The organism is Corallincola luteus, assembly GCF_004336975.1.
In the GTDB taxonomy this organism is placed as follows: domain Bacteria; phylum Pseudomonadota; class Gammaproteobacteria; order Enterobacterales; family Neiellaceae; genus Corallincola; species Corallincola holothuriorum.
This window is the reverse complement of sequence record NZ_SJXE01000011.1, coordinates 91,807-118,092: the sequence shown is the minus strand read 5'-3', so window position 1 is coordinate 118,092 and position 26,286 is coordinate 91,807. Positions and strand designations below refer to the sequence as shown.

The window sequence follows — 26,286 nt, the reverse complement described above, 5'->3', positions numbered from 1 at the left end:
CATGAATGGATGGAGCCAACTGGTTAGGCAAACCATTTTAGGTGCCTCTCGTCAGGTTGATATCTCACTGCCAGAGTCTTTGAGTGCGGCGCAACAGCAATGGGCGAATGCCGAGCCAGATACACAGCTGTTAAATAACTTAGCCTTGGTGCATTGGTACAACTTGACCGGACGCCCAGCCACGAATGCCATAGGGCTTGAATTAGGTGATAAAGCGGAACAAGAAACGCTCACCTATTGTTCTACCGGTTGTAATCGTGTGATTGAACGTCTGATCAGAGAACAGCGACTTAGGTTGCTTGAAGAACTACTTTCGCTACTGGCTGAAAAACAGCAACTTATCCAGCGACAAACGATACCTGCAGTGTTTGAACTGGCGGAAGAGCATCCCGAATTAACCCCTTTTATCAGCCATGTGTGCGGCCAGCGTGGGCTTTGGCTGGCCAAGCAGATGCCGCAATGGCAAGCACTATTTAACACGGTGATTGAGCCGCATAAGTGGACTGAATCCCGTGGTCAATTACGTGCTTTTCAGATGTTGCATCGGTTAGATGGCGATTTTGATGCCGGATGGCAAGAGTTTCTCGGGATCTGGTCTAATGAATCGGCAAAAGAACGATTGCGTTTACTCGAAACGATAACCGGCCATATCCGTCCTGAACTCAGTGAATGGCTCGTTGGTTGCGAAAAAGATCGTAGCCGTGGGGTGCGCTTCTTAGCGACCGGTTATCGTGCCGTACTCGGTGAGCCTGCTATAACCCAACAATTAGCCGCATTTGTTGACCAGCACATCACTTACAAACGGGCTTTGTTGAACAAAGGCCAGATCGATATCGAACTGCCGCAGCAATTTGAACCTTGCTGGAAAAAAATGGGAATACCTGAAGCGCTGGAGTATTTGCCCGATGGCGACAGGGTTGGTGATAAATCTGGTTGGGTTTATAGCTTGCTGAGCTTGGTTAATCCGTTGCAATTGGTGGAACAGCTTGAGCTGGATATCAGCAAGTTGCTAGCTGTTGTTAGCAAAAGTCATGAGAAAAAATTACTGCTGCAGGCGTTAGAGCAAGCGGCACTATTGCATCTTTGTTTACCCTATTTTTCGTTGCGCCTGAAATCGCTGGCCCATACAGATGAAGTGATGGTGTGGCTTTCTCCCTGGTTGATGAAATTGGACTTTGTCAGCCATAGAGACCCTGTTATCCAGGCATTAAAAGTGGCGGCAGGTAAGAAAGATCAAACCGGCTATATACGGATTAATTGGTTGGCGCGATTGCCGTCACTGGATACTGAATTTGCCGACGTTGTCATCCAATACCTTGCGAAGGCACTGCCGGTCATGGGTTGGCTTCCTCCGGATGATGAGGCTGCGCTGGCTGAGCTTGCGCAGAAACTGGCGCTGGCAGATTACGATCGTATTTCTGCTCAAATCACTCAAATAAATAATCAAAGCGACCATTCGTACTTCGATGCCTTGCTGCAAAATTACGCGCTTAGAAAAGAGTTTCATGAAGGATTAGATAATGACTGAACAAGTATTACGGCAGCATGCCGAACAACAATTTGCCGCTGAATTTAGTGCACTGAAAGAGGTGGATAATAAGCCTCGCCCAGAGAATTGGGAGTTGTCACCTTGGGCAGTTCGTACTTACCTGATGGGAGGGGTATTACCTAATAAATTTGAGATCACACCGAAATATATTGGTGATCCTCGGTTGATGGAAGTGGCTATTTCAACGCTGACCACAGACCGTGCGCTGTTGCTTTACGGGGTTCCGGGGACCGCTAAATCTTATGTCTCAGAGCATATTACTGCTGCCATCAGTGGCGATTCTACTCGAGTGATCCAAGGGACGGCTGGCACCAGTGAAGAAGCGATCCGCTACGGTTGGAACTATGCACAACTGCTGGCCAAAGGGCCGAGTCGTGAAGCGCTGGTTGAAAGCCCGATGATTGATGCCATGCAGCGGGGAAAAATAGCCCGTATCGAAGAGCTGACCCGTATTCCTTCTGATGTGCAAGATACTTTAATTACGATTTTATCTGAGAAGCACTTGCCTGTACCTGAGCTCAACTCTGAAATTGCTGCGGTGAAAGGTTTCAACGTGATCGCAACCGCGAACAACCGTGACAAAGGGGTCAATGAGCTTTCCAGTGCATTACAACGCCGCTTTAATACGGTGATTTTGCCAACCCCCGCCACCATCGACAAAGAGATCGAGATTGTTGGAAAGCGGGTTAATGATTTGGGGAGTGCCCTTGATCTGCCGAAAGAAATGCATGCCGCAAAAGAGATTGAGCGTGTGGTGACTATTTTCCGCGAATTACGTAGTGGTATGACGATAGATCAGAAATCTCGGCTTAAGATCCCCAGTGGCACCCTGAGTACCGCAGAAGCGATTTCAGTAATGAATGCTGGGATCAGCCTCTCTTATCACTTTGGTGAGGGCACGTTGGATGCCGCGGATATAGCTTCCGGTCTGACGGGCGCCGTGATTAAAGATCCGGTACAAGACCCCGTTGTTTGGAAAGAGTACCTAGAGACCGTTATTAAGGAGCGTGCAGGCTGGGGCGATTTATATCAAGCTTGCCGAGCGTTGGTGTAACGGATAAAGGTAGGTAATCAGTGGCTTCATCGAATCAACGCCTACGCTATTTTGGCATTCGGCATCATGGCCCTGGCTCTGCGGCTAGCTTAATTCGTGCATTGCAGGAGTTTGCGCCCGATAAAATCTTGCTGGAAGGGCCGCCTGAAGCGGAATCTCTACTTGAGCATATTGGCAAAGCAGCATTAAAGCCGCCGGTTGCACAGTTGATCTATGCGCCGGACGATCATCGTTTAAGCGTGTTTTATCCCTTTGCTGAGTTCTCCCCTGAATGGCAAACACTGCAGTATGCGCAGCAACATCAGGTTGATCTGAGCTTCTTCGATCTGCCGCAGAAGCATAGCCTTGCCCTAAAAAAGCAAGCGGAAGCGCTCTCGTTAGAAACCGCTGACGTTGAAAAAAACACTAAGGTTGAGCCTGAAAGTGACGTCACAGAACAGGAGGGTGATAGCCCATCTGAGGCGGATTTAGAAAACCAAGATAATGCAGCAACTGAATTATTTGACTCTCTTGAATTCCCATGCGATCCGCTGGATCTATTAGCGCAAGCGGCGGGGCATGAAGACGGTGAAAGCTGGTGGGAACAGGTTGTCGAGTTAACGCCACAAGAGAGTGATCTGTTTGATGCGATAACGCTAGCGATGACCGAAGTACGTGACGTTATTGAAGCCGAACAGCCGATTAGCCAGCGCGAACAGATGCGTGAAGCATGGATGCGAAAAATGATCCGTGAGGCACAAAAACAGGATCATCAAAGGATCGCGGTGATCTGTGGGGCATGGCATGTACCGGCCCTCAAACGTAAAGTCACCGTCAAAGATGACAACGCTGTGCTGAAGGGATTACCCAAAATAGCGCTGAAAGCGACCTGGATCCCCTGGACACACGGTCGTATAAGCTATCGCAGCGGCTACGGGGCCGGTGTTCATTCACCGGGATGGTACCAGTACCTTTGGCAACAGTGGCAACAAGAGGGAGCCAATATTGCCATTGGCTGGTTGACTCAAGCCGCCCATCTATTACGAAATGATGGCATTGATGTGCCGCCGGCCAGTGTGATTGAAGCGGTGCGCTTGGCCAACTCATTGGCTACGTTACGACAAAAATCAGCCCCTTCTTTACTTGAGTTAAATGAAGCAATTCAAACCATTTATGGCCACGGTGAAGATACCCTGTTGCACTATGTGCAGGAAAAAATGGTTATCGGTGAAGCCCTTGGCACGGTGCCTGATTCATTACCTGTAACACCGCTTCAGGAAGACTTTACGAAACGTTGTAAAACATTACGAGTGAAACCGCAGGCGGTTGAAAGTGAATTAGTTCTCGATCTGCGTAAGCCATCGGGCATCGGGCGCTCAGAGCTATTTCACCAGCTGAACTTACTGGGTATTACTTGGGCTAAAGAGTATCAAAGCGGAGGTAAGGGCACCTTCAAAGAGGTATGGCAGCTTCGGTGGGAGCCTGATTTTGAGTTAGAACTGATTGAAAAAAGTGTTTGGGGGAACTCTGTTGCCAGTGCGGCAGGCGCATTCACATTAGCTAAAATGGCTGATGAGTCTCTTGCCCAGCTAGTGCGGGGCATTCATCACTTATTGCAATCCAACCTGCCTGAGGCGATTGCTAACGCCGTTGTGTTACTAAACGATAAAGCTGCCATTACCCACCATGTCACTGAACTGATGCAGTCTTTACCCGAGTTGGCTCGCGTCTGTCGCTACGGTGATGTGAGAAATACTGATGTCAGCGCTATTGAGCAAGTGGTGGCTAGCTTAGTTGAGCGAATTTCTATTGGCTTACAGAATGAGTGCCGGGCATTGGATGAAGACAGTGCAAGGACAATGACTTTGCTCGTGACCCAAGTTGATGAGGCGATTCAGTTACTGGCTAACCCGCATTATCAACAGGTTTGGCAGCAAGCCCTGTTAAAATTTGCTGAGACTGAAGAGCTTTCAGGGATCCTTATTGGACGCAGTGTGCGCTTGTTAATGGCACAGCAAGTGCTGGATGCCGAAGCCGCTCCATTGGCTTTATCTCAAGCATTGTCGCAGGCTGAAGCACCAGAACAGGCCGCGTTATGGATTGAAGGACTGCTTGAGGATGGGGGGCTAATGTTGCAACACGATGAGCAACTATGGCACATCTTGAATAGTTATATCCTTGGCCTGAATGAAGAAAGGTTTATTGAGATATCTCCTTTACTCAGACGAACATTTTCCAGCTTCTCGGCATCAGAATGCAGTGCGTTACTTGGCCGAGCTAGTAGTTCGGCGGTCATGCAGCCTGTGCTGGACAATGAAACCGACTTTGATCATTTGCAAGCGGCTCAAATTGTGCCACTGATATGTAAGATTTTGGAATAGCCATGAGCACTGAATCTGAACAAAAGAGACGTTGGCGCCTATTGTTAGGTGGCAAAAATAAAGATGAATTATCATCGCAAGATATGATGCTGGACGGTATTTTAGCGGCTTTATATGGTGACAAGCATAACCAAGAAGGCGCTCGAACTGGCTATTTAGGGCGCTCGGCACCTAAGGTATCTAAATGGCTGGGCGACATCCGTCAGCGTTTTCCTGCGTCAGTTGTTAAGGTGATGCAAAAAGATGCCTTCGAGCGTTTGGATCTGCACACTATGCTGCTACAACCAGAGATGCTTGAACAGATTGAACCCGATGTTCATATGGTGGCCAATCTGATCAGTTTACAGCACCTGGTACCAACGGAGTCTAAAGAGACTGCTCGTATGGTCGTACAGAAGTTAGTGGATGAGCTAATGCGCCGCCTTAAAGCACAGACCGAAAGTGCGCTTAGAGGCAGCTTAAATAAAGCCGTGCGTAAAAACCGTCCACTGGCTAACGACATCGATTGGGGCCGTACGATCCTGGCGAACCTGAAACACTACCAACCAGAGTTAAACACCGTTATTCCTGAGCGCTTGATTGGCTATGGTCGTAAAAAACCAAGTAATCTTAAACAGGTGATGTTGTGTGTCGATCAAAGTGGCTCGATGGCTGAGAGTGTTATCTACGCCAGTATTTTTGCCGCTGTGATGGCCTCTATTCCAGCTTTACAGACCCAGCTTGTTGTATTTGACACTGAAGTGGTTGATCTGACTGAGCAATTAGCTGATCCGGTTGATGTGTTGTTTGGTATTCAACTCGGAGGTGGTACAGACATTAACAAGGCTGTAGGTTACTGCCAGCAAAGGATCACCCAACCTCGCGATACGACCATGGTGCTAATTACCGATTTATATGAAGGAGGAAATCAGCAGAGTTTATTGCGTCGTATTCGTGAATTGAAAGACAGTGGTGTGAACGTTGTGACTTTACTTGCGCTGAATGATGACGGCGCGCCCTTTTATGATAACAGGCTTGCCGCGCAATTTGCCGCGTTATCTGTGCCAACTTTCGCTTGTACCCCGGACCAGTTTCCAGAGTTAATGGCTATCGCCTTAAACGAAGGGGACGTTGAACAATGGGCCGCCAAACATGAAGTGGTATTAGAACAAGCATAGGCACATTGCGCTTTGAATTAATTATTATAAACGGAAACTAGGCGGCGGTTGTTTGTGAGAGCTTGCCGCCACCGCTATTAAAAGCGCCGCCGGTGGTTGGATCAGTGATATTCATGATGCGCCGCTTGATCTTAATCGTTGTGATTTTACTTGCATGAATCATTGCGGGGCGACCCAGATCACCTGAGCCGTCCAGTGTTGCATTGTGAACCACTGCTTAGATGTTCAGCTAAGCGTCAGATGCTGCCATTTTTAGCCCAGAATACAGAACGTTGCTGTCAGTGCTGGCATACGTTTCTGCTACGTCATTGCCATAGAGATCCATCTGCTGTTGCTCGCCTGGATTTCCAAAGAACGCATCTTTTCCGATAGCTTCAATCGATTCCGGCAGCTCGACAGATTCGATGTTGTTTTCTTTAAATGCCTTATCGCCTAGCGTTGTTACGCCGACAGGTATTGATAGGTTTGAAAGTTTATTTTTATAAAATGCTTCTGCGGCAATAACCTTTAACGCTTTGGAGAATCTCACTGAGGAGATTTGGTTGTCGTAGAATGCTGCATTGTAGATATGTGAAACGCTGTCAGGTATATCAACACTTGTTAATTTGTTGTATGCAAAAATAGCATGGGGAATTGATGTGAGATCATCGGGTAAACCGATGTGTTCTATTTCATTGTACGCAAAGCTGTAAGCGCCTATTGCTGTCATTTTTTCTGGGAGTTGTACACGTTTTATTTTGTTCCTGTAGAACGCACTGTTGCCAATAGTTTTTAGCCCTGCCGTTAAACTGATCTCTTCTATTTGGTTAAATGCGAAGGCCTTGTCTTCGATCTGTTCCACACTGGCGGGAATGGAGAGACACTTTAGTTTGTTGTCTGAAAAAGCATCTCTTTCGATAAGTCGAATATTTTCAGAGAGGTTAATGCTCTCTAATTTATTGTAATTGAAAGATTCAACGCGGATTTTCGCGATGGTATTGGGGAGGTCCAAGTGGGTTAACGCATTATTCGAGAATGCACCAATAGCGACTTCGGTTAGTGTTTCAGGGAGGGATACATGCGCTATCTGGTTTCTGGCAAAGGCATAATACCCTAGCTTTACGATGGACGTTGGTAAGGTTAGCTTGGTTAATCCTTTGCCATAAAAGGCGCCATTAGCGACTGAAGTGACAGGCTTATTGTTGATGGTTTTTGGTATGGACAGCTCGGTAACAGATCTTTGGTCGATCTTGTTATCAAAACCGATCACTTGGATCTCATTCCCAATCTCTTTATACAATAATTGGTTTTTGTCACTGAGTGACAGGGGGTCATTTATCCCGCCATAAACGGCATCATCATCGGTCTCTGTGTATGCTGATACCATGCCATTTCCATATAAAGTTAGGCCTTCCTCATTTTTTATAAATGAATCAATCCCTACGACGGCGACGCTGTCTGGTATGGTCACGGATACCAGTTTGTTGTCCATAAAGGCTTCCATGCCGATGACTTCTACGCCATGTGGTATGCAGACCTCTGTAATTTCGTTTTCCTGGAAAGCGCCATTCTCGATCATTAACACGTTTGCGGGGATATCTATCTTCTTGATCGAGTTTTCTGCGAAGGCCCAATGGCCGATATGTATCATCGAGGAGGGTAACGTCACTTCTCGCAGCCGACAGCGATAAAAGGCACTTCTTGTTATGCATATAACCGGCTTGTTTTCTATGCTTTCAGGGATAACCAAATGCTTGTGACGATATAATTCGACACCTTCTTTGAAACCGGTAATTTCTATCCCATCTTCGATATATGTATAGGCTAGGTAGTCGTGATGATTACTTTGCTCTTCTACTACGCTCATCTTTGTCCTTGTTTGATCGCTCGGTGAGATCTGTTGTGGGATGACTAAGCCACTTCATGAGGAAACTTTCTGTTCTATAAAGGGAGTGCGCTTGCGGCAAGTGCTAAGGTCACACTGGCACCGTTGGCACTGGCTAGCATAGTGCGTAGTGCTTGCGCGGAGATCAGGTGCTTGCGGATCTGCTCGCCTTCTTTCACCAGTCCGCCAATTTTATTGACATCTACTTGGCTGAGGTCTGCTTCGACAAGGAAAATGGTGGTTGTTTCGGTACTGATGCCGGGGCTTAGGTAAAAACGGCCGAGTTTGGTTAAGGCCGATCCGTCTAACGCGAGTTCAACTTCTTCTATCGTTTCTCTGAGTGCTGCTTGTTCCGCGGTTTCACCTTCATCAATCATGCCTGCCACCATTTCGATCAGGCTTGGTCCTTGGTCTATTGCGCCAGGGCGAAACTGAGAGACCACTAACACTGAGTCGGTGCTGCGATCATAAGGCAGCACTGCTACTGATTGACCGCGCTGAACACATTCAACGGTTTTTGTTTGGCCGTTTTGTGATACTTGCCATTGCTCTACTTTGGCATAGCCGTTGTACATTTTCTTTTTCGAGATGATTTCGATATCCATATGTTTTCCTGTTTAGTCCTTTTTATGACCCTGCATCACGCGCTCGAAGGTCGTAATGCCTGTTTGTTGAATATGATAAAGCACGGTGGGTGAACCCCGCCCCTGGATCCGTTTTCCAGTATCTACTAGCAAATTGGTTGCCAATAACCTGTCTCTAAAGGCCTTCTTATGCAGCTTGTTTTGTAATAACTCTTCATAAATCCGCTGTAATTCGGGCAGTGAGCAGGTTGGCTCAGCGAGATACAGTGGTTGACTGGTATACAGTGCTTTACTGGAAAGGCGCTCGACGGCGAGTGTAACTAATTGGTTATGATCAAAAGGGAGCGCGTGATCATTATTTTGTTGATTTTTGTTCCCTTTGTTCTGTTCCTGCGCAGTACTGTTTGCATAGTGTCGCGCTGGTACCCAGCATTGTTCATCAGATACCAAGGCCGAACGGGAGAAGGGCACCAGTGCTAAGTGCAGCACTGTCATCGACCAACCTCTGGGGTCGCGTTTGGCATTACCGACAGTGCAAACCTGCTCGATATGCGCGGGTTCAACGCCGACCTTGTTGATGATCAGGCGGCTAACTGTATCTTGCAGTTGCTCGTCTGTGTTTTCAAAAACATATCCGCCAGGTAAGGCAAAGCAGTTTGGAAAGGTATCGCTGTCTGCCTTACGTCGCCAGAGCAGTAGTTCAAGTTGTCCTGTGCCAACGTCAGGGTTGATCCGAAACAGCGCGACATCAACGGTTGCAAACATCGTACTACCCTCCTTGGTAAAGCTGATGCTGGTGGATCACATCGCGTACGGCAGGAGTGACCCACTGGCTAATGTCCTCATCATTGGCGATTCGGGCTCTGACCAATGTGCTTCTGATTGGCGCGCGTTCGTTCACAACAACCAACGGCCAATTCGCTAAAAGCTCGTCGGAACGGTGGAAGCTAGAGAAATTTTTGGCATTGTCAGGGCCTACAGCCAGAGCGAAAGATGCCGCAGGGTAGGCACGTTGCAGGTGCTCCATTAGCGTCATACTGTAGATCGGTTTATCTGCTTGCTGTAACTGATCTTCAATGGCCATGAGTTGAACTGCGGGATTGTTCAAGTCACCTATAAATGCAGCCACCATCTCGCAGCGTATCTCATAGCTGGCCATCTCTTTGCCCCATGCATGCTTAAAGCTAGGTACAAGCCATACTTCGAAACCTTGTTCCGTTAGTTGGGAAATAGCATCTTGATGTCCGCGAGTAGGGGGGTTAAATGCGGATCCGAATACCGCAATTTTTTGTGTCGTCCTATCTGACATGTTGATCACAACCTGTTGCTGCTGTTGAAGAGACACAGAAAAGCGGATTAGCTAGCTTGTGTGTCATGGCTCAGAGTTATTGAGGCTCATCATAGTTGACAGAAAGGTATTTTTGCAATACCTTTCTGCTTAAAGGTGTTTTAGAGATACCAATAAGCGTGGCGATAAGGCTATGTATGGAGAACGGAATTATGAATAAACGGAACTTGATTGCATCGATTGATGTTGATCCGCAAAAGACATTCACGCCCTTGTGCCCCAATGAACTACCTGTGCCTGGGGGCGATGAAATTGGTCCTGCACTTAATGCGATGGCGAGTTTTGCCGATCTTCGTGTCGTGACAAAGGACGCTCATAGCCCCAGCGCGCCTTGGGTGGTGAAAAGCCACGACGAAATGCTCCAGCCACTGGCTATGCCAAACGCGGATTTGACATGGGTGGCTCATGCGGTACCCGGTACAGTTGGCTTTGAACTGTTAGATGAATTGCCAGCGTTAGAAGCGTATGACTTTCATGTCTATAAGGGCATGGAGCCTGAGATGCACCCCTACGGAGCTTGCTACCACGATTTGAATGATCGACTGTCGACGGGACTGATCGAGTGGTTGCGCTGCAAGCAGGTTACCACAACGCTAGTGGCCGGTTTAGCACTCGACTACTGTGTTAAAACGACGGCTATTCAGCTCAACAATGCAGGCTTTAATGTCATCGTGGTGATTGAAGCCTGTAGAGGTATTGCAGATGAAAGCATCCATGCGGCACGACTTGAGCTTGAACAAGCAGGTGTGAAAATCTGTGAAAACGTGGTTGAGTTGCCCTGCTTCCTGGGTGATGCTGTCGCCCCTGCCAATGGTTAAAGGAGAAACCAATATGTTTGGCCGTACCAGTGTTCAGAGTATGTTAGACACCGATTTTTATAAGTTGACGATGGGGCAAGCTTATTTGCACCAAATCCCCGGTGCTGAAGCAGAATGGGAATTCAAATGTCGCACCGATGAAGATTTAACCCCTTATGTCAGCCTGCTGCGGGCGGAATTAGAAGGATTATCTGAGCTCTATCTGACGGATGATCAGTACAACTACCTTGCTAGCAACTTTTCTTTCTTGTCACCAGACTATCTGCGTTGGTTGCAGCTGTTCCGTTATGATCCCTCTTTACTCTCTTTGAACGCCGTTAATGGCCAGTTACAAGTGACCGCCAGAGGCCCGCAATTGCATGTGTCGCCTTTTGAAATTCCTTTAATGGCGTGCCTTTCCGAGATCCGTAATCGGCAACGGTATCCTGAGGTCGACGGTGATCTGATTAGAAAGTCGACCTATACCAAGATAAAGCAGCTGGAAGCCCTTGGGGATAAGTGTGATTTATCCGATTTCCGATTTGCCGATTTCGGTACTCGTCGTCGTTTTTCTTTTTCGGCACAAAAACAGGTAGTGGATATGCTAACGCAACAGCTACCTCAGAATTTTGTGGGTACGTCTAACCCGTTGCTTGCAAGGGAGTTTGGCGTTAGCTGTATTGGTACGATGGCTCACGAATGGTTTCAAACCCACCAGCAGCTAAATTATCGTTTAGTCGACTCTCAACGTGCGGCATTGGATAATTGGGTGACGGAGTATCGCGGAGATTTGGGTGTTGCTTTGACGGATATTATTGGCGTCGATTCCTTCTGCAACGACTTGGACCTATATTTCGCTAAGTTATACGATGGCTATCGTCATGATTCCGGTGATCCCATTCTTTGGGGTGACAAGATCATCGCCCGTTTAGAAGCTTTGAAAGTCGACCCAAGCCAGAAGACGCTGGTATTTAGCGATGGGCTTAATTTTGAAAAGGCAGTGGCGATATATAGTCATTTTCAAGGCAGGGTTAAAACCAGTTTTGGTATTGGGACCTGGCTGATGGGCGATTTTGGCGTGAACAAGCCGATGAACATGGTGATGAAGATGGTGCGTCTAAATGGTCATCCAGTGGCTAAGATCTCTGATAGCCCTGGGAAAACAATGTGTCGAGACCGCAGTTTTCTGGAATATTTAATGAATACGTTTGCGGTTGATATGGATGTGCGGACCAAAGTTCTGGCCAATATCTAAGAGAGAACAAATGAAAACAACACTGAGAATAGGTACCGCCAGTTTAAATACCGTTGCTTTGGACTTACAGCACAATGCCAGCCTTATTGAACAGGCCATGGCCGATGCTGCGCGACAAAATATTGAACTGCTGTTGATGCCTGAGTTGTGCCTGAGCGGCTACGGCTGTGAAGATATGTTTTTCTGTAGTGATTGGTTGGCGGATGTAGAGAAAGCACTGATTACTATTTGCGAGCAAGTGCCCGCAGGCTTGCTAGCTACGGTAGGGTTACCTTTGCGTTACCCGGGTGGCCAGGTGTTTAACGCTGTCGCGCTGATTGCTACCGGGCGCATTCTTGGCATCGTATGTAAGCAAACATTGGCCCGCTCCGGCATTCATTATGAGTCGCGCTGGTTTGCGCCTTGGCCGGTGGGGCAGTCCACAGAAATTATGATCGGTGGGCAGCAGGTACCGATTGGTGATCAGGCATTTAGTATTGATGGCGTGCGGATAGGCTTTGAGATCTGTGAAGACAGTTGGGTGGCCGCCAGACCCGGGCGTCAGCTCTACCAACGCCAAGTCGATGTGATCCTTAATCCTTCTGCCAGTCATTTTGCGTTAGGCAAGCATCAGGTGCGCCGTCGTTTCGTGCAGGAAGGCTCACGGGCTTTCGGTGTGGTGTATGCCTATGCCAACTTACAAGGCTGTGAAGCGGGTAGGGCGGTTTACGATGGCGGCAATATGATCGCTTCAAATGGCGAGTTGGTGGCGGAAGCTCAGCGCTTACAGTTTGATGATGTCGTGGTCACGATGGCGGATGTGGATCTGCATGCTAACCGTACGCAACGCATAATCTCCAGCCAGCTGCAGTCCGATGTGATGCAGATTGACCTGATTGAACATGCTGGGATCTTAAAGCAACAAGCGGATTATCAGATCAGCGGTGCCATTGACTCGTTGCCAGTGCTGAGTGAGCACGACATCGTACTGCGAACCGGTGCGCTGGGTATGTGGGATTGGATGCGCAAGACAACCACCGCGGGCTATGCCATTAGCCTTTCTGGCGGCGCAGATTCGGCGCTGTGTGCCTCGTTGGTGTACTACGCCCACGCCTTGGCTGTCTCTGAATTGGCTCCAGAAGATTACGCCAAGGCGATGGCTATTTGTGGGTTTCAGTTTGCAGTACCAAAGGCGACAGAACAACGTCTGACTTGGTTGACGGAAACCGTACTTCCTCAAGTATTGACCACTGTCTATCAGGGCTCAGATAACAGCAGTGAAACGACCTCTGGTGCTGCCGCCGCCGTGGCTGGCGCGATAGGTGCCAAGCACATTAACTGGTCGATCTCCTCTCTGGTGGAGGAGTACAGCGCCCGCATTAACGGTATTGATGGTGCCAAGCCGCTGAATTGGCAAGATGATGATCTGACTCTGCAGAATATTCAGGCACGGGTGCGCAGCCCCGGTATCTGGATGGTGGCGAACCGAGAAAACAAACTGCTGGTGGCGACCTCAAATATGAGTGAAGCATCCGTGGGCTATACCACCATGGATGGTGACACCAGTGGCGTGCTATCACCCATTGGCGGCATCAGTAAAACTCGTGTGCTGTTACTGAACGATTTTGTTGAAAAGCAAGGCGTGACCGTCAGACCGATTGACGCTGATGAATTCAGTTTAACCATTGATGCGTTGAGCTTTGTTAACCGTCAGCGACCGACGGCAGAGCTACGTCCGGTTGAGCAAACCGATGAAGCCGATCTGATGCCATTCCCAATACTCGACGAGATCCGCAAGTTGGGACAGGTGCAATACCTCAATCCGCAGGGGGTGTTAAACCGTCTCGCTGATGGCCCGTTGGGACAACCTTATGAGCGCCAGCAGCTGATCGATTGGGTTAAACGCTATTACCAGCTGTATTGCCGCAACCAGTGGAAGCGTGAACGTTTGGCCGTTGGATTTCATATCGAATCAGACAGTGCCGATCCTAAGTCTTACCGACGCTTCCCCGTGCTTAATTCACAGTTAAAGCGTGAGTTGGCGGGGCTGAAGTGATCATCTGTTTTAGTGGATTTGGTTTGCGCTAAGCTCACAACGAAAGCCCTTTGATAAAACAAAGGGCTTTTTTACTGGAGTTACTAGCGACTAATTTTTCTTCATCAGTTCAGCAAATCGAGTTGAAGCGAAATTTAGCCCAGCACTGCCGCCACCGAGTAAGCCACCAGTGATCAGCACATCGGCGAACCTGACCAAGTTACCGTGAACGCCACTGATTTCAGAGATATTGGACAGGATATCCGCCAGTATACTGAGCCCAAGCGAGGCGAGCACGATGCCTGAAATAAAGACAAAGAAGGTGACATCCCGATTGCAGGTGGATTGATGCCTGGCAAGGGAGAACTCGTAACTGTGCTTCAGGCAGAGCAGGGCTGCTCGGTATTCATCCGCGTTGTCATCCGGCGCGATCAGTAGGCCAAACATCCCTTTATCTAAGACCTTTCTGGCCACTTGTATCTCCCGCTCAAACACCATCTTCAGTACATTAACGTGTTGCTCATCGTCGGCGAGCGTCTCCTTAATTCGGGATATTCTGAGTGTCCAATCGGCGACTTTACGGTTGCGGTAGTTGCTTACAAATACTGCCGCTGCTCGTTCGACAGCCACCACAATAAATAGATACTTAAGAAAGATATCCCCGCCTTTTTCAACTAACTCGGGATTAACGGACAGAAGTTCGACATCGGAGTAACCCCAATGAAAAGCAGCGATGGCGCCGAGTACTATGATTGCCACTATGGTGTAGAGCCGCCATGGCAGCTCATTGCTATCAGAGAGGGGGGTGAGTTTATCTCTATTCCTATCAGCCATTAGATCTCCCTCCTATGTAACAGACGAGAATCCAACTTTCATCACGACGCTGGTTGCTGCAATTCCGCAGAGCGCCTCACTTAAAGTGTAGAAGTGAGTTGTATGTTTGTCGGTGTGTGATGGCCAAATTCAGCGGATCTGTTCGCCGGACTATGGCTTGTAGGTCATTATCCTGTCGCAGTTTCTGACGTCGAAGTGCAACCAGGATACATCCAGTTCGATGCTGCCTATTAGCTCGAATTCGTGTTGCCCCGGAGCGGCTAAGATCTGTTGGCGTATGCTTTCAGCATAATGATCCTGAAACAGGCAATCCGCTGCCCGACCAAAGCTGTGCTGACTAAAAGGGCTGTAATAGGGACTATCACTGGTTCTTAAACCGCTCCATTCGCGATCACCCTGCCAGTAGTAGTTGTTTACTGTCATCGAACCAAACTTCTCCCTGAGCCTATCAAGGGTAATTAAGAGCCTGTCATCCAGCAGCTGCCACGCTTTTTCACCGCGCTTGTTAAAAACCGATTTAGGCACCAATTCATGGATCTGAAAGTGTTTGCACTTGTACATGATCGACTCCGTTCAGCCAGAAAGTAGTTGTTGCTGTTTAGCCTAGTCGATGTGCAGAGAAGAGACGGTATAAAGTGACTCGGTGAAATCTAGTCATATGAGAAGTTGGCTGGTGGCGGCTATAAGTTCAGGCATCCGATACAGTTTGGCCTAGCTATATGGAGTACCGGGCAGCTTTGTGGGCTTAGCATTGGCAAACCTACTTTCACCGGCGATAAGATGCGACTAGATGTCATTGAGCGATCGCCTTTGCATAACTTGTTGAGAGGAGAAGTGACGAACATATCAATCACTGCTTTTCTTACATATGCTGATTCGATTGGTGCAAAGCAACTCCGAATAATGCGCCCTTTGAATGATAATTTGGTTCGGTTCTATCAAAGTTTTGGTTTCACTTTGTATCGTGGTAGAGCCAGCAACGTACCTACTCACTTGTGGCTAGACTTGTAGGCAAGGGTGGACTTATACAATGAATGACGAGACCAGACCCAAACCGGGAACTCCTGAATTCAGGGAGTGGTTACTCAAGAGAGTCAAACCATTTTCGGATCAGCTCTTTAATGCTGAAAAACCTGAGGGCTTCGAGGAAGATGGCTACATAGCGGGGCCCACTAAAGGTGAAAAACTTACACCTGAAAAATCTGCAGCAGAAGATGCGGCTATCGACAAAGCGCAGAAGCGAGCCCACTTAAAAGTCGAGAAGTAAATAGCACCTGCCGAAAGCCAAACAAAAAAAGGGCCTCCTTATGGGGGCCTTTGTCGTTTCAGCTGCGCACTAATGCGTTACGCGTATTTCGTGCTCTTCAACAAAACTCTCTGATTGGAAGCTACCTATCAGTGTGCCCAGGGATAATGAAAATGCTATGAGGAAGCAAAGAGCGCCTGCGTGTGGGATCGCAAATTGTGTGTGTTTCCATAAAGGATAACTGGCAGCAAGAAGAAAAGCGGCAATGCTGTACTTATTCCACATGAAAAAGAACAAGATTTCAAAAGCCCAAATGGCCTCCTTGGATTTGAAGCTTTGTAATCCTAACCATGAATAGCCGATGGCGAGCGCTGTACCCAACATAAGTGCCAGTAACGCATAGAGAATAGAATGCTCGGAGTAAGTTGCTGTATACCAAAGGTGAAGCGAGTATCCCGTGGCAATTAACCAGATCAGTAGTAACGGTAAAATGACGAGTCCCATATCTCTTCCTTGATTATGGTGTGTTCTATAGGGAGCTGGATCTTCTCAAATTCCTGCTTGAGTGCAAGAACTTTCCTCTACTCAGACCTCAGTACGAATAGTGTTGTATGAGTTTCAGTTGTTGTTGAGGAAGTGTGTCGCAGTCTTGTTAGCATTGATTCGCTGAGTTCACACTTGCTCCGTTAAAACTGTTTAACGAAGGAGTAAGCTAGATTGACTATGCTAGATGCGATTGGGGTGCATGGCTTAATGGTTTTGCTTTAAGGCGCGTATGTGGCCTCAACGTATTGTCAACTTCGATACGCTAAGGGCTGAAGCATGCAAACTGATGAATCTTACGACTCTCTACTTCGACATGAAGCGGAGAAAGATATGGAAGCGATGGCCGGGGCCCATGATGTTTTCACTTCAGGCTGTTTCATGGTCTTTCTTTACACCACGTTGACAAGCATATTGATAGCGGCGGTTGTAGGGATCTTTCTTAGTACGTCTGAGTCGTGGCTTGAGAGTTTTTTCATAGAGCTGTCTGCCATCATGCTGTTTTTTATTGTTTCTCCGTTGTTCATATATGCTTCTACGCGACAAGGTTGGCTATTTGAGGTGTGCAGCGTTGCTGCAATGCTAATTTTCTTTGCGTTATCCTATTTTTCATCCGGTGCCTGGCAACCCGTCTTTCTGGAGCTAGCTATTGGTTTATTGGCGCTATTAGGTTTGGAAGCTGTTGCTGGCAGTATGCTCAAGAAGGCAGATCGAGAATTGAAACAGGCGGTTGCACGTTGTAAGGCTGCCGAGCCATCGAAAATGTTCGACAGAGACCGTGACCCGGAGTTGACTGGTGGTGAGCAGAAAGGCTAAGACGAGTTACAAAAAAGGGTAGCCACTCGTGTTGCCCTAAACACTAGCTTATTTCTTGTATTCGAAAGTGAGCTGTCCATAGCTTTGAATTCTACATTAGCTATTCCGAGGGGCGGGGAGATTGATTCGCGGCGTTGCCGCTCTCCTTAGGACGTCGTTGCAGGCTACGACGTTATCTCACCACTATGTGGTTAATATTCAGATCCTTCTGATTTTGGGCTACTTATATGATGCTGTCTTTACTAGCCTATTAAAACTGTCTAAATGAGCAGATTTTTCATCCAAAGGGCAATGAAGCGTTATGAATGCACTCGCGGAACCAAGCGATACCTCTACGATTTCCGCGTAATACTCGTACTCTAGCGCTTGCGGCGATTTAACCTCAACATAGAGCCCAATCCCTTCTTTCCGTTGAACTTCACCCTGCGTCACGGTTAAGTTCTTTCGCTGAGATTCAGGCACAGCATTTTCCATGTGGTACTTCAGGAACCCATAGATGTTGATACTCTCGGTTGATTTAGCAAAAAGGTCTACTGTTACCAAACTTGCGTCTTTAGTGAGGTAAGTAATTCTTCTTGAATCTAACTCGGATTGTCCATCGCTTATCAGCTCCCAATTAGACGGAACGGCAGCAGAAAAGCGCTCGTTGGGTGCGACGATAGAATCGGTCTGTTGGGGGGAGTCGCATCCAGTATTGAAGATTACGACAACTGCTAACAGAAAGGGCATGACGCAGTTTTTTAGATTCATTTGGTTGTCCTCCATGACAGCAGAAATTTAGCTGTTTTTTTGTTCGGTTACAACGTAACTTTCTAATGCTTATCAGTGCATAGATGGTGAGCTTTTATTAAGGTGGTCTTCAGGCGGTATCACTGTGGGGCTGAAAACAAAAACGCCCTGAAAATTCAGGGCTTTTTACTACGTAGTTGGTGGAGCCGGGGGGATTTGAACCCCCGTCCGAAAATATTACGCCGTCGGTACTACATGCTTAGCCAGCTCATTTAGTAACCTGTTAGACGCCGAGTGGCAGGCTTCTACAGGCGTGCCTGATTAGTTTTAGCGCTTAATCCCCAGGCCGGGACGCCACGCGATCCTGTGTGGGGTGACCTTCCGGATCCAAAGTCCACAGGAGAACTAAGGGGGAAGGGCTCTATGCAGGTTATTAAGCTGCTAGTGCGTAGTTTTCGTCGTTTGCGACTATTTTTTTGCGGCTTTTTACGTGGCCAACCGCCCCACGACATGCACCTAGGGTTTCACAATTCCCGTCGAATCCTGAATCGGCCCCAGGCGGCTAGTGTAACATTGCCTGTGCGGCTGAGTCACCTGCTGTGTACAGGTAAATTTAATGTAACTCTATGTCTATTTTCGTCAGTAGTTTAGAATATAGCCTTGGTTGTATTTCTGATTTGAATGCCAAGTTGACTAAGGACAGTAGAGTTCCTTTTGCTTCAATCAGTTAGGCTTTACGTCCGTATCGCATATACAGGGAGTAGGTAGTGGCGTTGCATTCAGGGCGAGATCTTTCTTTTCGCATATTTTTAAAAACCTTGCTGCTTAGCGGTGGACTTGCGTTTGCCATTTGGGCCGCTTATGTCGGTGAACTCGTACTGGCAGATTTCCAGCAGCAGGCGCACCAGTTATCGGGTGTCTCTCAGCTTCCGCAAGATATACAGCTCAACTATGGTTTGTCTGTCGTTTCTGCGTTTGATACGCCGAAGGGGCGGTTATCGGCGACGGAGTACGTTGATAAAGGGAGTGCCATCTTTTGGCAGGCTTGGCTAAATCATATCGTCGATTTTTATGCGCCCCCCTATTTTTCTGGCATCTATTGGACACCCGATGCAACCCTTTATGTTCCGTTGGCCAATGAGCCTGGTGCCGTGCTGTCTGGCGACCTTTCTATTCTGATTTCGCAACAGATCCCTGCAACGCATGGTGTGATCCGAAGTTTTGCGATTATGGTGGTGCTACTGCCATTTTTTATTACCTTTGCTATGTATCGTCAGCGGAGCAAGCTGAGCAGGCAAGCCCGAGCTTTAGCATCGTTAGCAGCAAAACAAGCGGGGCTAAGCAGTCAGTTTCGTTTGAATAACGATACTGCCACCGTCATTGAGACTGCGGTAAAGAAATTATCTTCTAAGTTAGAGTTGCAAAATGAAGCGGTTAACGCCGCGCATCTTGCGGACAAGTTAACCGGGTTGGCTAACCGTCAGCAGTTTCAATTGGCATTGGAGAAAGCGATCCAGCAAGCCGACGAAGGTAAACAGAAGCTTGCATTGTTATTTATCGATCTTGATGGCTTTAAGCAGGTGAATGATACTTTCGGTCATAGCGTCGGGGATGGCTTGCTTGTTGAAGTCGCTAGCCGCCTTAATGCCGCAACCCGTAGCAGTGACACCATCTCGCTGACCGCGGGAGAAACACCTGCTTTCCAGCGTACATTAGCGCGCTTAGGGGGTGACGAATTTACCGTTATCCTCAGCAATATTCAGGTATTGGAAGAAGCTGAGCAGGTGTCTGCGCGAATCATTGAGCTGCTTGAACAAGAGTTTCGCTTCGGCGAACATCGCGTCAATATCAGCGCCAGTATAGGCATTGCCGTTTACCCACAAGATGGGCAGTCCCCTGAGAACTTACTGCAGATGGCTGATGTCGCCATGTATAAAGCAAAGAGTGATGGTAAGGGGACTTTTCGTGTCTATTTACCAGAGATGGGGCGCGAAGTAAGGCGTCAGCATTATCTCAGCAATGAGATCCGCCGAGCGGTGAATGACTGTGAATTTTCTTTAGAGTTTCAACCCATTATTGAAATTGCCAGTAACCAGATAGCTTACTTTGAAGCGCTATTGCGTTGGCATCACCCCCACGAAGGTCAAATATCGCCGGGTGAGTTTATTCCTATCGCTGAAGAGACTCGGCAGATCCTGCCTCTGGGCGATTACGTGCTTTATGAAGCGATGCAGCAGATGGAACAGTGGAATCGCGCAGGCCTTAGGAAAGCACGTGTTTCGGTTAATGTCTCGAGCGTACAACTGAAGCAGTTAGCTTTGCGAGAGTGGGTCGAGCAGGCGTTGCAGAAAACTAAGTTGCCCCCCAGTTGCTTGATGATCGAGATCACCGAGTCTTATCTGATGGAAGCAACAGGGGACATTATTGCGCAGATTGATGCCTTGCGGCAGATGGGAGTCAAAGTCGCCATTGATGATTTTGGTACCGGCTATTCGTCGCTGAGTTCGTTGGCGTCATTGCCTATCGATGTACTGAAAATTGATCGTAGTTTTGTTAACAAAGCATCATCAGGCAAGAAATATCGGCGGATCCTCGCTTCCATTGTCGCGCTAGCTAAAGAGTTAGATCTGACGATTGTGGCGGAAGGGGTAGAGACTGCGGAAGAACTGGAACTGCTAAAATCGATGAAATGTCAGTATATTCAAGGCTTTTTAATCAGCCGCCCACAAACTTCGAAGCGGCTGAATCATACTCTTTTCAACAAGCGACTGAGCCAAGTAGCCAATAGTGGTACCGGCGTATGGTCTGAAAAAGAGGGGATGCTTTAGCGAGCGTTTTTCATGATCCGATCTTTTTGTCGTGACCAATCCTTATTCTTCACGTCCGCTCGCTTGTCATGTTGCTTCTTACCTTTACCTACACCGATCTCCAGTTTCACCCATGCCTGTTTCCAGTAAAGAGCGAGCGGTAGAATGGTGAAGCCTTCGCGGTTAACACGGCCGAACAAGTTGTCTAGTTGGCGGCGGTTAAGCAGTAATTTGCGAGTTCGCGTTGGATCCGCAATGACATGGGTCGATGCGGCCTGTAGTGGCGTGAATGTGGCGCCGGACAAAAAAGCCTCTCCATCTTTGAGATAGATATAGGCTTCAGCGATATTTGCTTTGCCTTGACGGAGGCTTTTCACTTCCCATCCCTGCAAACAAAGGCCGGCCTCTATCTTATCTTCAATAAAATAGTCATGACGGGCGCGTTTGTTTTGCGCGATGGTGGAACTAGTCTGTTTAGGTTTTTTCTTTGCCATAGCGGCGACATTATACGAATTAAGCCAGCGCTGTATATGGTGATTATCAGGAATAACAGACACTGCGCATTTTTGTTATGATTTACGCCATCGAAGTAAGTGAGTGATGTTATGCCACAGATCCAACGTTCAGCACTGGTTGGTTATAGCGCTGCACAGATGTATAGCTTGGTTAATGATGTTGAGTCTTATGCCAATTTTTTGCCGGGCTGCGGTGATGCCAAAGTGCATGAGGCTTCTGAGTTGCAGATGTTGGCCTCTGTTCAGATCGCGAAAGCGGGAGTGAATAAATGGTTTACTACACGTAATCAGCTTGCCCATGCCGAGCGTATTGAGATGCAACTGGTTGATGGTCCTTTTCGGCAACTGGTAGGAAACTGGTACTTTATGCCTTTGGATGAGGAGGCTTGTAAAATCAGCTTTTCTCTAGAATTTGAGTTCTCAGGTAAGTTGGTCGAATTGGCATTTGGTAAGTTATTTAATCAGATGGCGTCAAATATGGTGGATGCATTTGTGGCTCGAGCGAAGGATGTTTATGGCAGCTGAACTTATTCGTGTAGAGGTTGTTTACGGGCTTCCTGACCGTCAATCGTTGATCGCACTTGATGTTGAAAGCTCTTGTAGCGTTGAAAGTGCTATTCGGCAGTCGGATATTATCAGTATCTACCCTGAAATTGATTTGCAGGAAAACAAAGTCGGGATCTGGAATAAGGCAGCAAAGCTGGGTGACACACTAAAAGAAGGCGATCGGATAGAAATATATCGCCCCTTGATCGCCGACCCGAAAGAGGTGCGTAAGCTACGAGCTGAGCGCGCTAAGCGCGAAGGGCGTGCTGATAAGGTGACTGGCGGACGTCCGCAGCCTAATCGGCGGCAAAAAAAAGAGGCTGAATAAGTCAGCCTCTTTCCTGATGCGATTGCTATCGCGCATTAAAACAGAGCTTAACTGTCAATTGGCGTTTCAAACTCTTCGCCCAGCTCGTAATCACCTTCGACTGCGATCAGTTTGTCTTCCGCGTCGAAGTTGGCGATTAGACGTTTGTTGTACTCCACACCCTTACCTGTTTTTAGTCGATAGACATAATACCAAGTGGTGTCTCTGAAGCTGTTTTTCACCATTGGGGTGCCGAGTACAAAGCGCACTTGCTCTTTGGTCATACCCAAACGTAATTTTTCTACTTGCTGCTCGTCGATATAGTTGCCTTGAGGGATATCGACTTTGTAAACAAATTCGCTCAACCAGGCACAACCGGCCAGTGGCATGATTAACAGAGCAAACAACAGGTTCCTAAACCGCATGGAGTACTTTCTCTTATCAAAATCTGCTGGGCATGATAACCAAGCTGGCGACACAGGGAAAGTTAAACCCGTGTTTGCCTTGTTATGCTGTGAGCAATAACTCTTGTGCATTGGCCCGGGTGTGCTCAGTTATTGTGTCGCCGCCTAGCATTCTGGCTAGTTCGTTGATGCGTTGATCGTCGGCCAGCCAATGTATATTGGTATCTGTCATTTCGTCATCACTGAACTTAGCGACATTGAGCTGTTGGTGACCACATGCTGCCACTTGAGGGAGGTGCGTGACGCACATCACTTGGCACTCTTCGCCAAGCTTACGTAGAAGCTTGCCTACGATAGCTGCGGTTTGACCACTAATACCGACGTCGACTTCATCAAAAATCAAGGTGGGTGTGGCTTGCTGGTTTGAAGTGAGTACTTGCAGCGCTAAGCTTATTCTTGACAGTTCACCGCCAGAGGCGACTTTTGATAAAGGTTGTGGTTGTTGACCAGGGTTAGTACTGACTAGAAATTGGATCTCATCTCTACCATGAACCGCTGCTTTGTCGTTTTTCAAAGAGACACATTCGACACTAAACAATCCTTTGGGCATGTTTAGTTCCCGTATGGCCAGTGTCACTTGCTCCGACAGCTGTGCTGCCGCAGTTAAGCGAAGTTGATGCAATACGTCACTCTCATCACAATACTCTTGCCAGGCGATCTGCTGCTCCTGTTGGAGCGCTTCTAACTGGTCATCAGCGCCAGTTAGCTCGGCAAGCTCTTCAACTAACTCTTTATGTTGTTGCGGGAGGTGGTTGGGGTTGACTTGGTGCTTGCGTGCCAACTGCAGCGCGGCCGACAAGCGTTCGTCCAGTTGTTGCAGTTGCGACGGGTCCAGTTCGATGCTTTCACTGTAGGCATTAAGTTCATGACTTGCTTCCTCCAATTGTATTTGCGCGTCGTTTAGTAGACTCACTACCGGCGCTAATTTTTGATCTGTTTCACTGAGTTCAATGACTTGATTGAGAACTTGCCTGACTAATTGGCAGGCGTTGACCTGTTCATCTTCGCTTAACAGATGGGCTGCGTTGTTGGCGCCATCAAGTAAACTCTGGCCATTAAACAGGCGTTTATGATCCTGTTCGATCTGCTCGTACTCACCCTCTTCGAGCGCAAACTGATCCAACTCATCGACCTGGTACTGCAGAAGCTGGCGTCTTGATTCACGTTGTAGCTGTGATTCCTGCAAAGTATGGATCTGCTTACCTAATTTTTTCCACAGTTGATAACTCGCTGCCACGGTATCTAATTTACTGTGATGGCCAGCAAATCTATCCAGAAGCAATCTTTGTTGGTCGCTTTTTAGCAAGGTTTGGTGGGCATGTTGGCCGTGGATGCTTACTAGCATAGGAGCGAGTTGTTTCAGCTGCTGTAGCGGCACCGGCTGACCATTTATGTAGCTACGAGAGCGGCCTTCTGCGCTGATGACGCGACGAATGATGCATTCGTTGTCATCGGCGTCTAGATCATGTTGTTCCAGCCATTCATGTACTGCCGCGTTCTTCGTCAACCCAAAGCGTGCCGAGATATCACTCTTTTTTGCACCAGGTCTAACGGCTGAGGCATCCGCTCTATCCCCTAGGCATAATCCCAGCGCGTCAATGGCGATAGATTTACCCGCCCCGGTTTCACCTGTGATGGTTGTCATACCTGACTTAAGTTCAACGTCGGTATGGCTGACAATGGCGAAATTGTTGATAGTAAGTTGCTGCAGCATAGAAACCTCAAAACATGTACACACATACAGTATGTGTATATGTATACAGTACTTTGGGTGGTTTGCAAACTTTTTGTATGAAAGGTGTGCGTTTGTTGCTGTTAAAACAGGCTGCTACTCCAACCCAATTTGGTACGTAGTACTTCATAGTAGTCATAGCAGTTGGGGTGAAGCAGAGTCAGCGGTGCTTTGTGTTTACGTAGTTTTATTTCGTCTCCTGGCATCACTGATAGCGTCACGTGGCCATCACAGCTGACCTGCAGATTGTCCTCATTGCCGTCTGAAACCCGCAGCGTAATAACACTATCACCATCGACAACGATGGGGCGTGCCGAAAGTGTGTGGGGAAACATCGGCGTTAATACCAAGGCATCCAGTGATGGCATCATGATTGGACCTCCGCCGGATAACGAATAGGCGGTTGAACCCGTTGGGGTGGAGATAATTAGGCCATCAGAGCGCTGTTGGAAGACAAAATGGTCATTGATCAGCACCTCAAAATCGATCATGTGGGCGATCTTACCGGGGTGGAGTACCGCCTCATTCACTGCGGTGTTACTACTTTTTAGGCGGCCGTGGCGATACACCTCGGCTTCCAATAGGTAGCGTTGTTCGAGTTGATAGTCACCGCTGAGAATTTCGGTCAGGGGTTGTTCGTATTCGTCAGGACTGAGATCGGTTAGAAAGCCCAGGTTGCCACGGTTAACGCCAACAACACCCACATCAAAACGCGATAGTACTCGTGCGGCGCCAAGCATATTACCGTCACCACCGACAACAATGGCCAAATCGCAGCGCTCGCCTAATTGAACCAGATCGACGGCGTCGACATCGGTTATCGCCAATTCCGTTGCAACACGCTCTTCTACGACGACATTCAAGCCACGTTGAGTGAGAAATTTATGCAATTGCAGAAGTGTCTGGTTCGCCCCTTCATGGTGGGGTTTACCTATTAATCCAACGGTTTGAAACGGCTTTTTCATTTGGCTACAGCCTCGGTAAGTACCTGCTCAGTATACTTGGGCGCCGATTAGCAGCAAGTCTTGCCTTGAAACAAAGCGATCAATCCCCATAATAGTCAGCAGCCTCAAGCCGAGGGTATGAAACGGCTTTTCTGGAGATTTTATGAGCGATAAGAACACCCCGTCAGATCAAGAAGTGGTTGAGCAGACGATTGAGCAAGTTGAACCCGCTGCTGAAGTAGAAGCAGAGGAAGGTCAATTGCTGAGTGCTGAAGAGCGTATAGCTGAGTTGGAAGCTGCTTTGGCTGCGTCTAACGCTAAGGTAGAAGAACAGCAAGAATCTGTATTGCGAGCGATGGCAGAAGCGGACAATGCACGCCGTCGCGCCGCGCAAGACAGCGAGAAAGCCCGTAAGTTTGCTCTTGAGAAATTTGCTGGCGACATGTTAAGCGTCATCGATAACCTGGAAAGAGGCTTACAGCTCGCTGATGCTGAAAACGATGCCATCAAGCCGATGATTGAAGGTGTCGAGTTGACCATGAAAGGGTTGATGGATGCTGTTGCTAAGCATGGCGTTGTCCAGCTAGACCCTGTGGGTCAGACTTTCAATCCTGAACAGCATCAGGCGATGTCAATGCAAGAGAGCCCTGATCATGCGCCAAATACCGTGATGCTGGTGATGCAAAAAGGTTATGAGCTAAATGGACGCCTGTTACGTCCAGCCATGGTGATGGTTGCTAAAGCGCCGGCCAGCGGCATCGATACAGAAGCTTAATCGGCGATAAACCTTAAATTTCTGACAAAAAAGTCGCATGGGCGGC

The 26,286-nt window shown here is 48.0% G+C and carries 25 protein-coding genes and 1 other RNA gene; 13 read left to right on the top strand and 13 right to left on the bottom strand.

The genetic code is table 11. The features are described 5' to 3' along the window. Position 1 precedes the first annotated feature (1 nt). Genes EZV61_RS17195 through EZV61_RS17180 form a run of 4 tightly spaced genes read left to right on the top strand, consistent with a single transcriptional unit; the run spans position 2 to position 6,120 of the window. Positions 2–1,528, top strand: coding sequence for a DUF5691 domain-containing protein (locus tag EZV61_RS17195; protein WP_131417192.1), 1,527 nt, complete (start codon positions 2–4; stop codon positions 1,526–1,528). Further along, positions 1,521–2,603 (top strand): ATP-binding protein, encoded by a 1,083-nt coding sequence (locus EZV61_RS17190; RefSeq protein WP_131417190.1) that lies wholly within the window; start codon positions 1,521–1,523, stop codon positions 2,601–2,603. The genes EZV61_RS17195 and EZV61_RS17190 overlap by 8 nt, the downstream gene beginning before the upstream one ends. 20 nt (positions 2,604–2,623) lie before the next feature. Next, positions 2,624–4,963 (top strand): DUF5682 family protein, encoded by a 2,340-nt coding sequence (locus tag EZV61_RS17185; protein WP_131417188.1) that lies wholly within the window; start codon positions 2,624–2,626, stop codon positions 4,961–4,963. A 2-nt stretch (positions 4,964–4,965) separates the two neighbouring features. Then, the gene (locus EZV61_RS17180; RefSeq protein ID WP_131417186.1) at positions 4,966–6,120 is read left to right on the top strand and encodes a VWA domain-containing protein; all 1,155 of its coding nucleotides are present in this window, start codon (positions 4,966–4,968) and stop codon (positions 6,118–6,120) included. 229 nt (positions 6,121–6,349) lie between these two features. On the opposite strand, the gene EZV61_RS17175 is transcribed toward EZV61_RS17180, so the two are convergent. The 4 genes from EZV61_RS17175 to EZV61_RS17160 form a co-directional block, all read right to left on the bottom strand. After that, entirely contained in the window at positions 6,350–7,966 is a 1,617-nt protein-coding gene (locus EZV61_RS17175; RefSeq protein ID WP_131417184.1) for a leucine-rich repeat domain-containing protein, read from the bottom strand. Positions 7,967–8,040: 74 nt separating this feature from the next. Further along, entirely contained in the window at positions 8,041–8,589 is a 549-nt protein-coding gene (locus EZV61_RS17170; protein ID WP_131417182.1) for an NUDIX domain-containing protein, read from the bottom strand. Positions 8,590–8,601: 12 nt separating this feature from the next. Further along, a complete protein-coding gene (locus EZV61_RS17165; RefSeq protein WP_131417180.1) occupies positions 8,602–9,333 on the bottom strand; it encodes an NUDIX hydrolase in 732 nt (243 codons plus the stop codon). 4 nt (positions 9,334–9,337) lie between these two features. Next, complete coding sequence (locus EZV61_RS17160; protein ID WP_131417178.1) at positions 9,338–9,877, bottom strand: nicotinate-nicotinamide nucleotide adenylyltransferase; 540 nt, start codon at positions 9,875–9,877, stop codon at positions 9,338–9,340. Between the two features lie 191 nt (positions 9,878–10,068). Here EZV61_RS17160 and EZV61_RS17155 point away from each other — a divergent pair, with 191 nt between their 5' ends. The 3 genes from EZV61_RS17155 to EZV61_RS17145 are packed head-to-tail and all read left to right on the top strand — an operon-like array spanning position 10,069 to position 14,003. Next, a complete protein-coding gene (locus EZV61_RS17155) occupies positions 10,069–10,734 on the top strand; it encodes a nicotinamidase (RefSeq protein ID WP_131417176.1) in 666 nt (221 codons plus the stop codon). Between the two features lie 13 nt (positions 10,735–10,747). Further along, positions 10,748–11,968 carry a nicotinate phosphoribosyltransferase gene (gene pncB / locus EZV61_RS17150; protein WP_131417174.1) on the top strand — a complete coding sequence of 407 codons (1,221 nt, stop codon included), beginning with the start codon at positions 10,748–10,750 and terminating at the stop codon, positions 11,966–11,968. A gap of 10 nt (positions 11,969–11,978) precedes the next feature. Beyond that, a complete protein-coding gene (locus EZV61_RS17145) occupies positions 11,979–14,003 on the top strand; it encodes a nitrilase-related carbon-nitrogen hydrolase (RefSeq protein ID WP_131417172.1) in 2,025 nt (674 codons plus the stop codon). Between the two features lie 90 nt (positions 14,004–14,093). On the opposite strand, the gene EZV61_RS17140 is transcribed toward EZV61_RS17145, so the two are convergent. Both EZV61_RS17140 and EZV61_RS17135 read right to left on the bottom strand, forming a co-directional pair. Continuing rightward, positions 14,094–14,816, bottom strand: a complete 723-nt coding sequence (locus EZV61_RS17140) for a hypothetical protein (protein ID WP_131417170.1) — start codon at positions 14,814–14,816, stop codon at positions 14,094–14,096. 150 nt (positions 14,817–14,966) lie between these two features. Beyond that, complete coding sequence (locus EZV61_RS17135) at positions 14,967–15,377, bottom strand: hypothetical protein (RefSeq protein WP_131417168.1); 411 nt, start codon at positions 15,375–15,377, stop codon at positions 14,967–14,969. 469 nt (positions 15,378–15,846) lie between these two features. Here EZV61_RS17135 and EZV61_RS17130 point away from each other — a divergent pair, with 469 nt between their 5' ends. Next, the gene (locus EZV61_RS17130) at positions 15,847–16,083 is read left to right on the top strand and encodes a hypothetical protein (protein WP_131417166.1); all 237 of its coding nucleotides are present in this window, start codon (positions 15,847–15,849) and stop codon (positions 16,081–16,083) included. 69 nt (positions 16,084–16,152) lie between these two features. Here the strand turns inward: EZV61_RS17130 and EZV61_RS17125 are convergent, their stop codons facing one another. Next, the gene (locus EZV61_RS17125; RefSeq protein ID WP_131417164.1) at positions 16,153–16,566 is read right to left on the bottom strand and encodes a hypothetical protein; all 414 of its coding nucleotides are present in this window, start codon (positions 16,564–16,566) and stop codon (positions 16,153–16,155) included. A 318-nt stretch (positions 16,567–16,884) separates the two neighbouring features. Between EZV61_RS17125 and EZV61_RS17120 the strand changes: the two genes are divergently transcribed. Beyond that, positions 16,885–17,421, top strand: coding sequence for a hypothetical protein (locus EZV61_RS17120; RefSeq protein WP_114338881.1), 537 nt, complete (start codon positions 16,885–16,887; stop codon positions 17,419–17,421). A gap of 219 nt (positions 17,422–17,640) precedes the next feature. On the opposite strand, the gene EZV61_RS17115 is transcribed toward EZV61_RS17120, so the two are convergent. Both EZV61_RS17115 and ssrA read right to left on the bottom strand, forming a co-directional pair. Beyond that, positions 17,641–18,171, bottom strand: a complete 531-nt coding sequence (locus EZV61_RS17115) for a hypothetical protein (RefSeq protein ID WP_131417162.1) — start codon at positions 18,169–18,171, stop codon at positions 17,641–17,643. Positions 18,172–18,348: 177 nt separating this feature from the next. Further along, positions 18,349–18,706: a transfer-messenger RNA gene (gene ssrA, locus EZV61_RS17110) on the bottom strand. Positions 18,707–18,917: 211 nt separating this feature from the next. Between ssrA and EZV61_RS17105 the strand changes: the two genes are divergently transcribed. Next, complete coding sequence (locus EZV61_RS17105; RefSeq protein ID WP_131417160.1) at positions 18,918–20,978, top strand: putative bifunctional diguanylate cyclase/phosphodiesterase; 2,061 nt, start codon at positions 18,918–18,920, stop codon at positions 20,976–20,978. Here the strand turns inward: EZV61_RS17105 and smpB are convergent. Continuing rightward, positions 20,975–21,451: an SsrA-binding protein SmpB gene (smpB, locus tag EZV61_RS17100; RefSeq protein WP_114339046.1), complete on the bottom strand. Its 477-nt coding sequence runs from the start codon at positions 21,449–21,451 to the stop codon at positions 20,975–20,977. The genes EZV61_RS17105 and smpB overlap by 4 nt on opposite strands. A gap of 111 nt (positions 21,452–21,562) precedes the next feature. Between smpB and EZV61_RS17095 the strand changes: the two genes are divergently transcribed. Beyond that, positions 21,563–21,997 carry an SRPBCC family protein gene (locus EZV61_RS17095; RefSeq protein ID WP_114338888.1) on the top strand — a complete coding sequence of 145 codons (435 nt, stop codon included), beginning with the start codon at positions 21,563–21,565 and terminating at the stop codon, positions 21,995–21,997. Next, positions 21,987–22,346 (top strand): RnfH family protein, encoded by a 360-nt coding sequence (locus EZV61_RS17090; RefSeq protein ID WP_130567514.1) that lies wholly within the window; start codon positions 21,987–21,989, stop codon positions 22,344–22,346. Before EZV61_RS17095 ends, EZV61_RS17090 begins: the two co-directional genes overlap by 11 nt. Before the next feature lie 47 nt (positions 22,347–22,393). Here the strand turns inward: EZV61_RS17090 and bamE are convergent, their stop codons facing one another. From bamE to nadK, 3 genes are all read right to left on the bottom strand, one after another. Then, a complete protein-coding gene (gene bamE, locus EZV61_RS17085) occupies positions 22,394–22,750 on the bottom strand; it encodes an outer membrane protein assembly factor BamE (protein ID WP_130567516.1) in 357 nt (118 codons plus the stop codon). Positions 22,751–22,832: 82 nt separating this feature from the next. Continuing rightward, positions 22,833–24,503, bottom strand: coding sequence for a DNA repair protein RecN (gene recN, locus EZV61_RS17080; protein WP_114338891.1), 1,671 nt, complete (start codon positions 24,501–24,503; stop codon positions 22,833–22,835). 101 nt (positions 24,504–24,604) lie between these two features. Then, a complete protein-coding gene (gene nadK / locus EZV61_RS17075; protein ID WP_114338892.1) occupies positions 24,605–25,486 on the bottom strand; it encodes an NAD(+) kinase in 882 nt (293 codons plus the stop codon). A gap of 142 nt (positions 25,487–25,628) precedes the next feature. Here nadK and grpE point away from each other — a divergent pair, with 142 nt between their 5' ends. Continuing rightward, entirely contained in the window at positions 25,629–26,240 is a 612-nt protein-coding gene (gene grpE / locus EZV61_RS17070; RefSeq protein ID WP_131417158.1) for a nucleotide exchange factor GrpE, read from the top strand. The last annotated feature ends 46 nt before the right edge of the window (positions 26,241–26,286 follow it).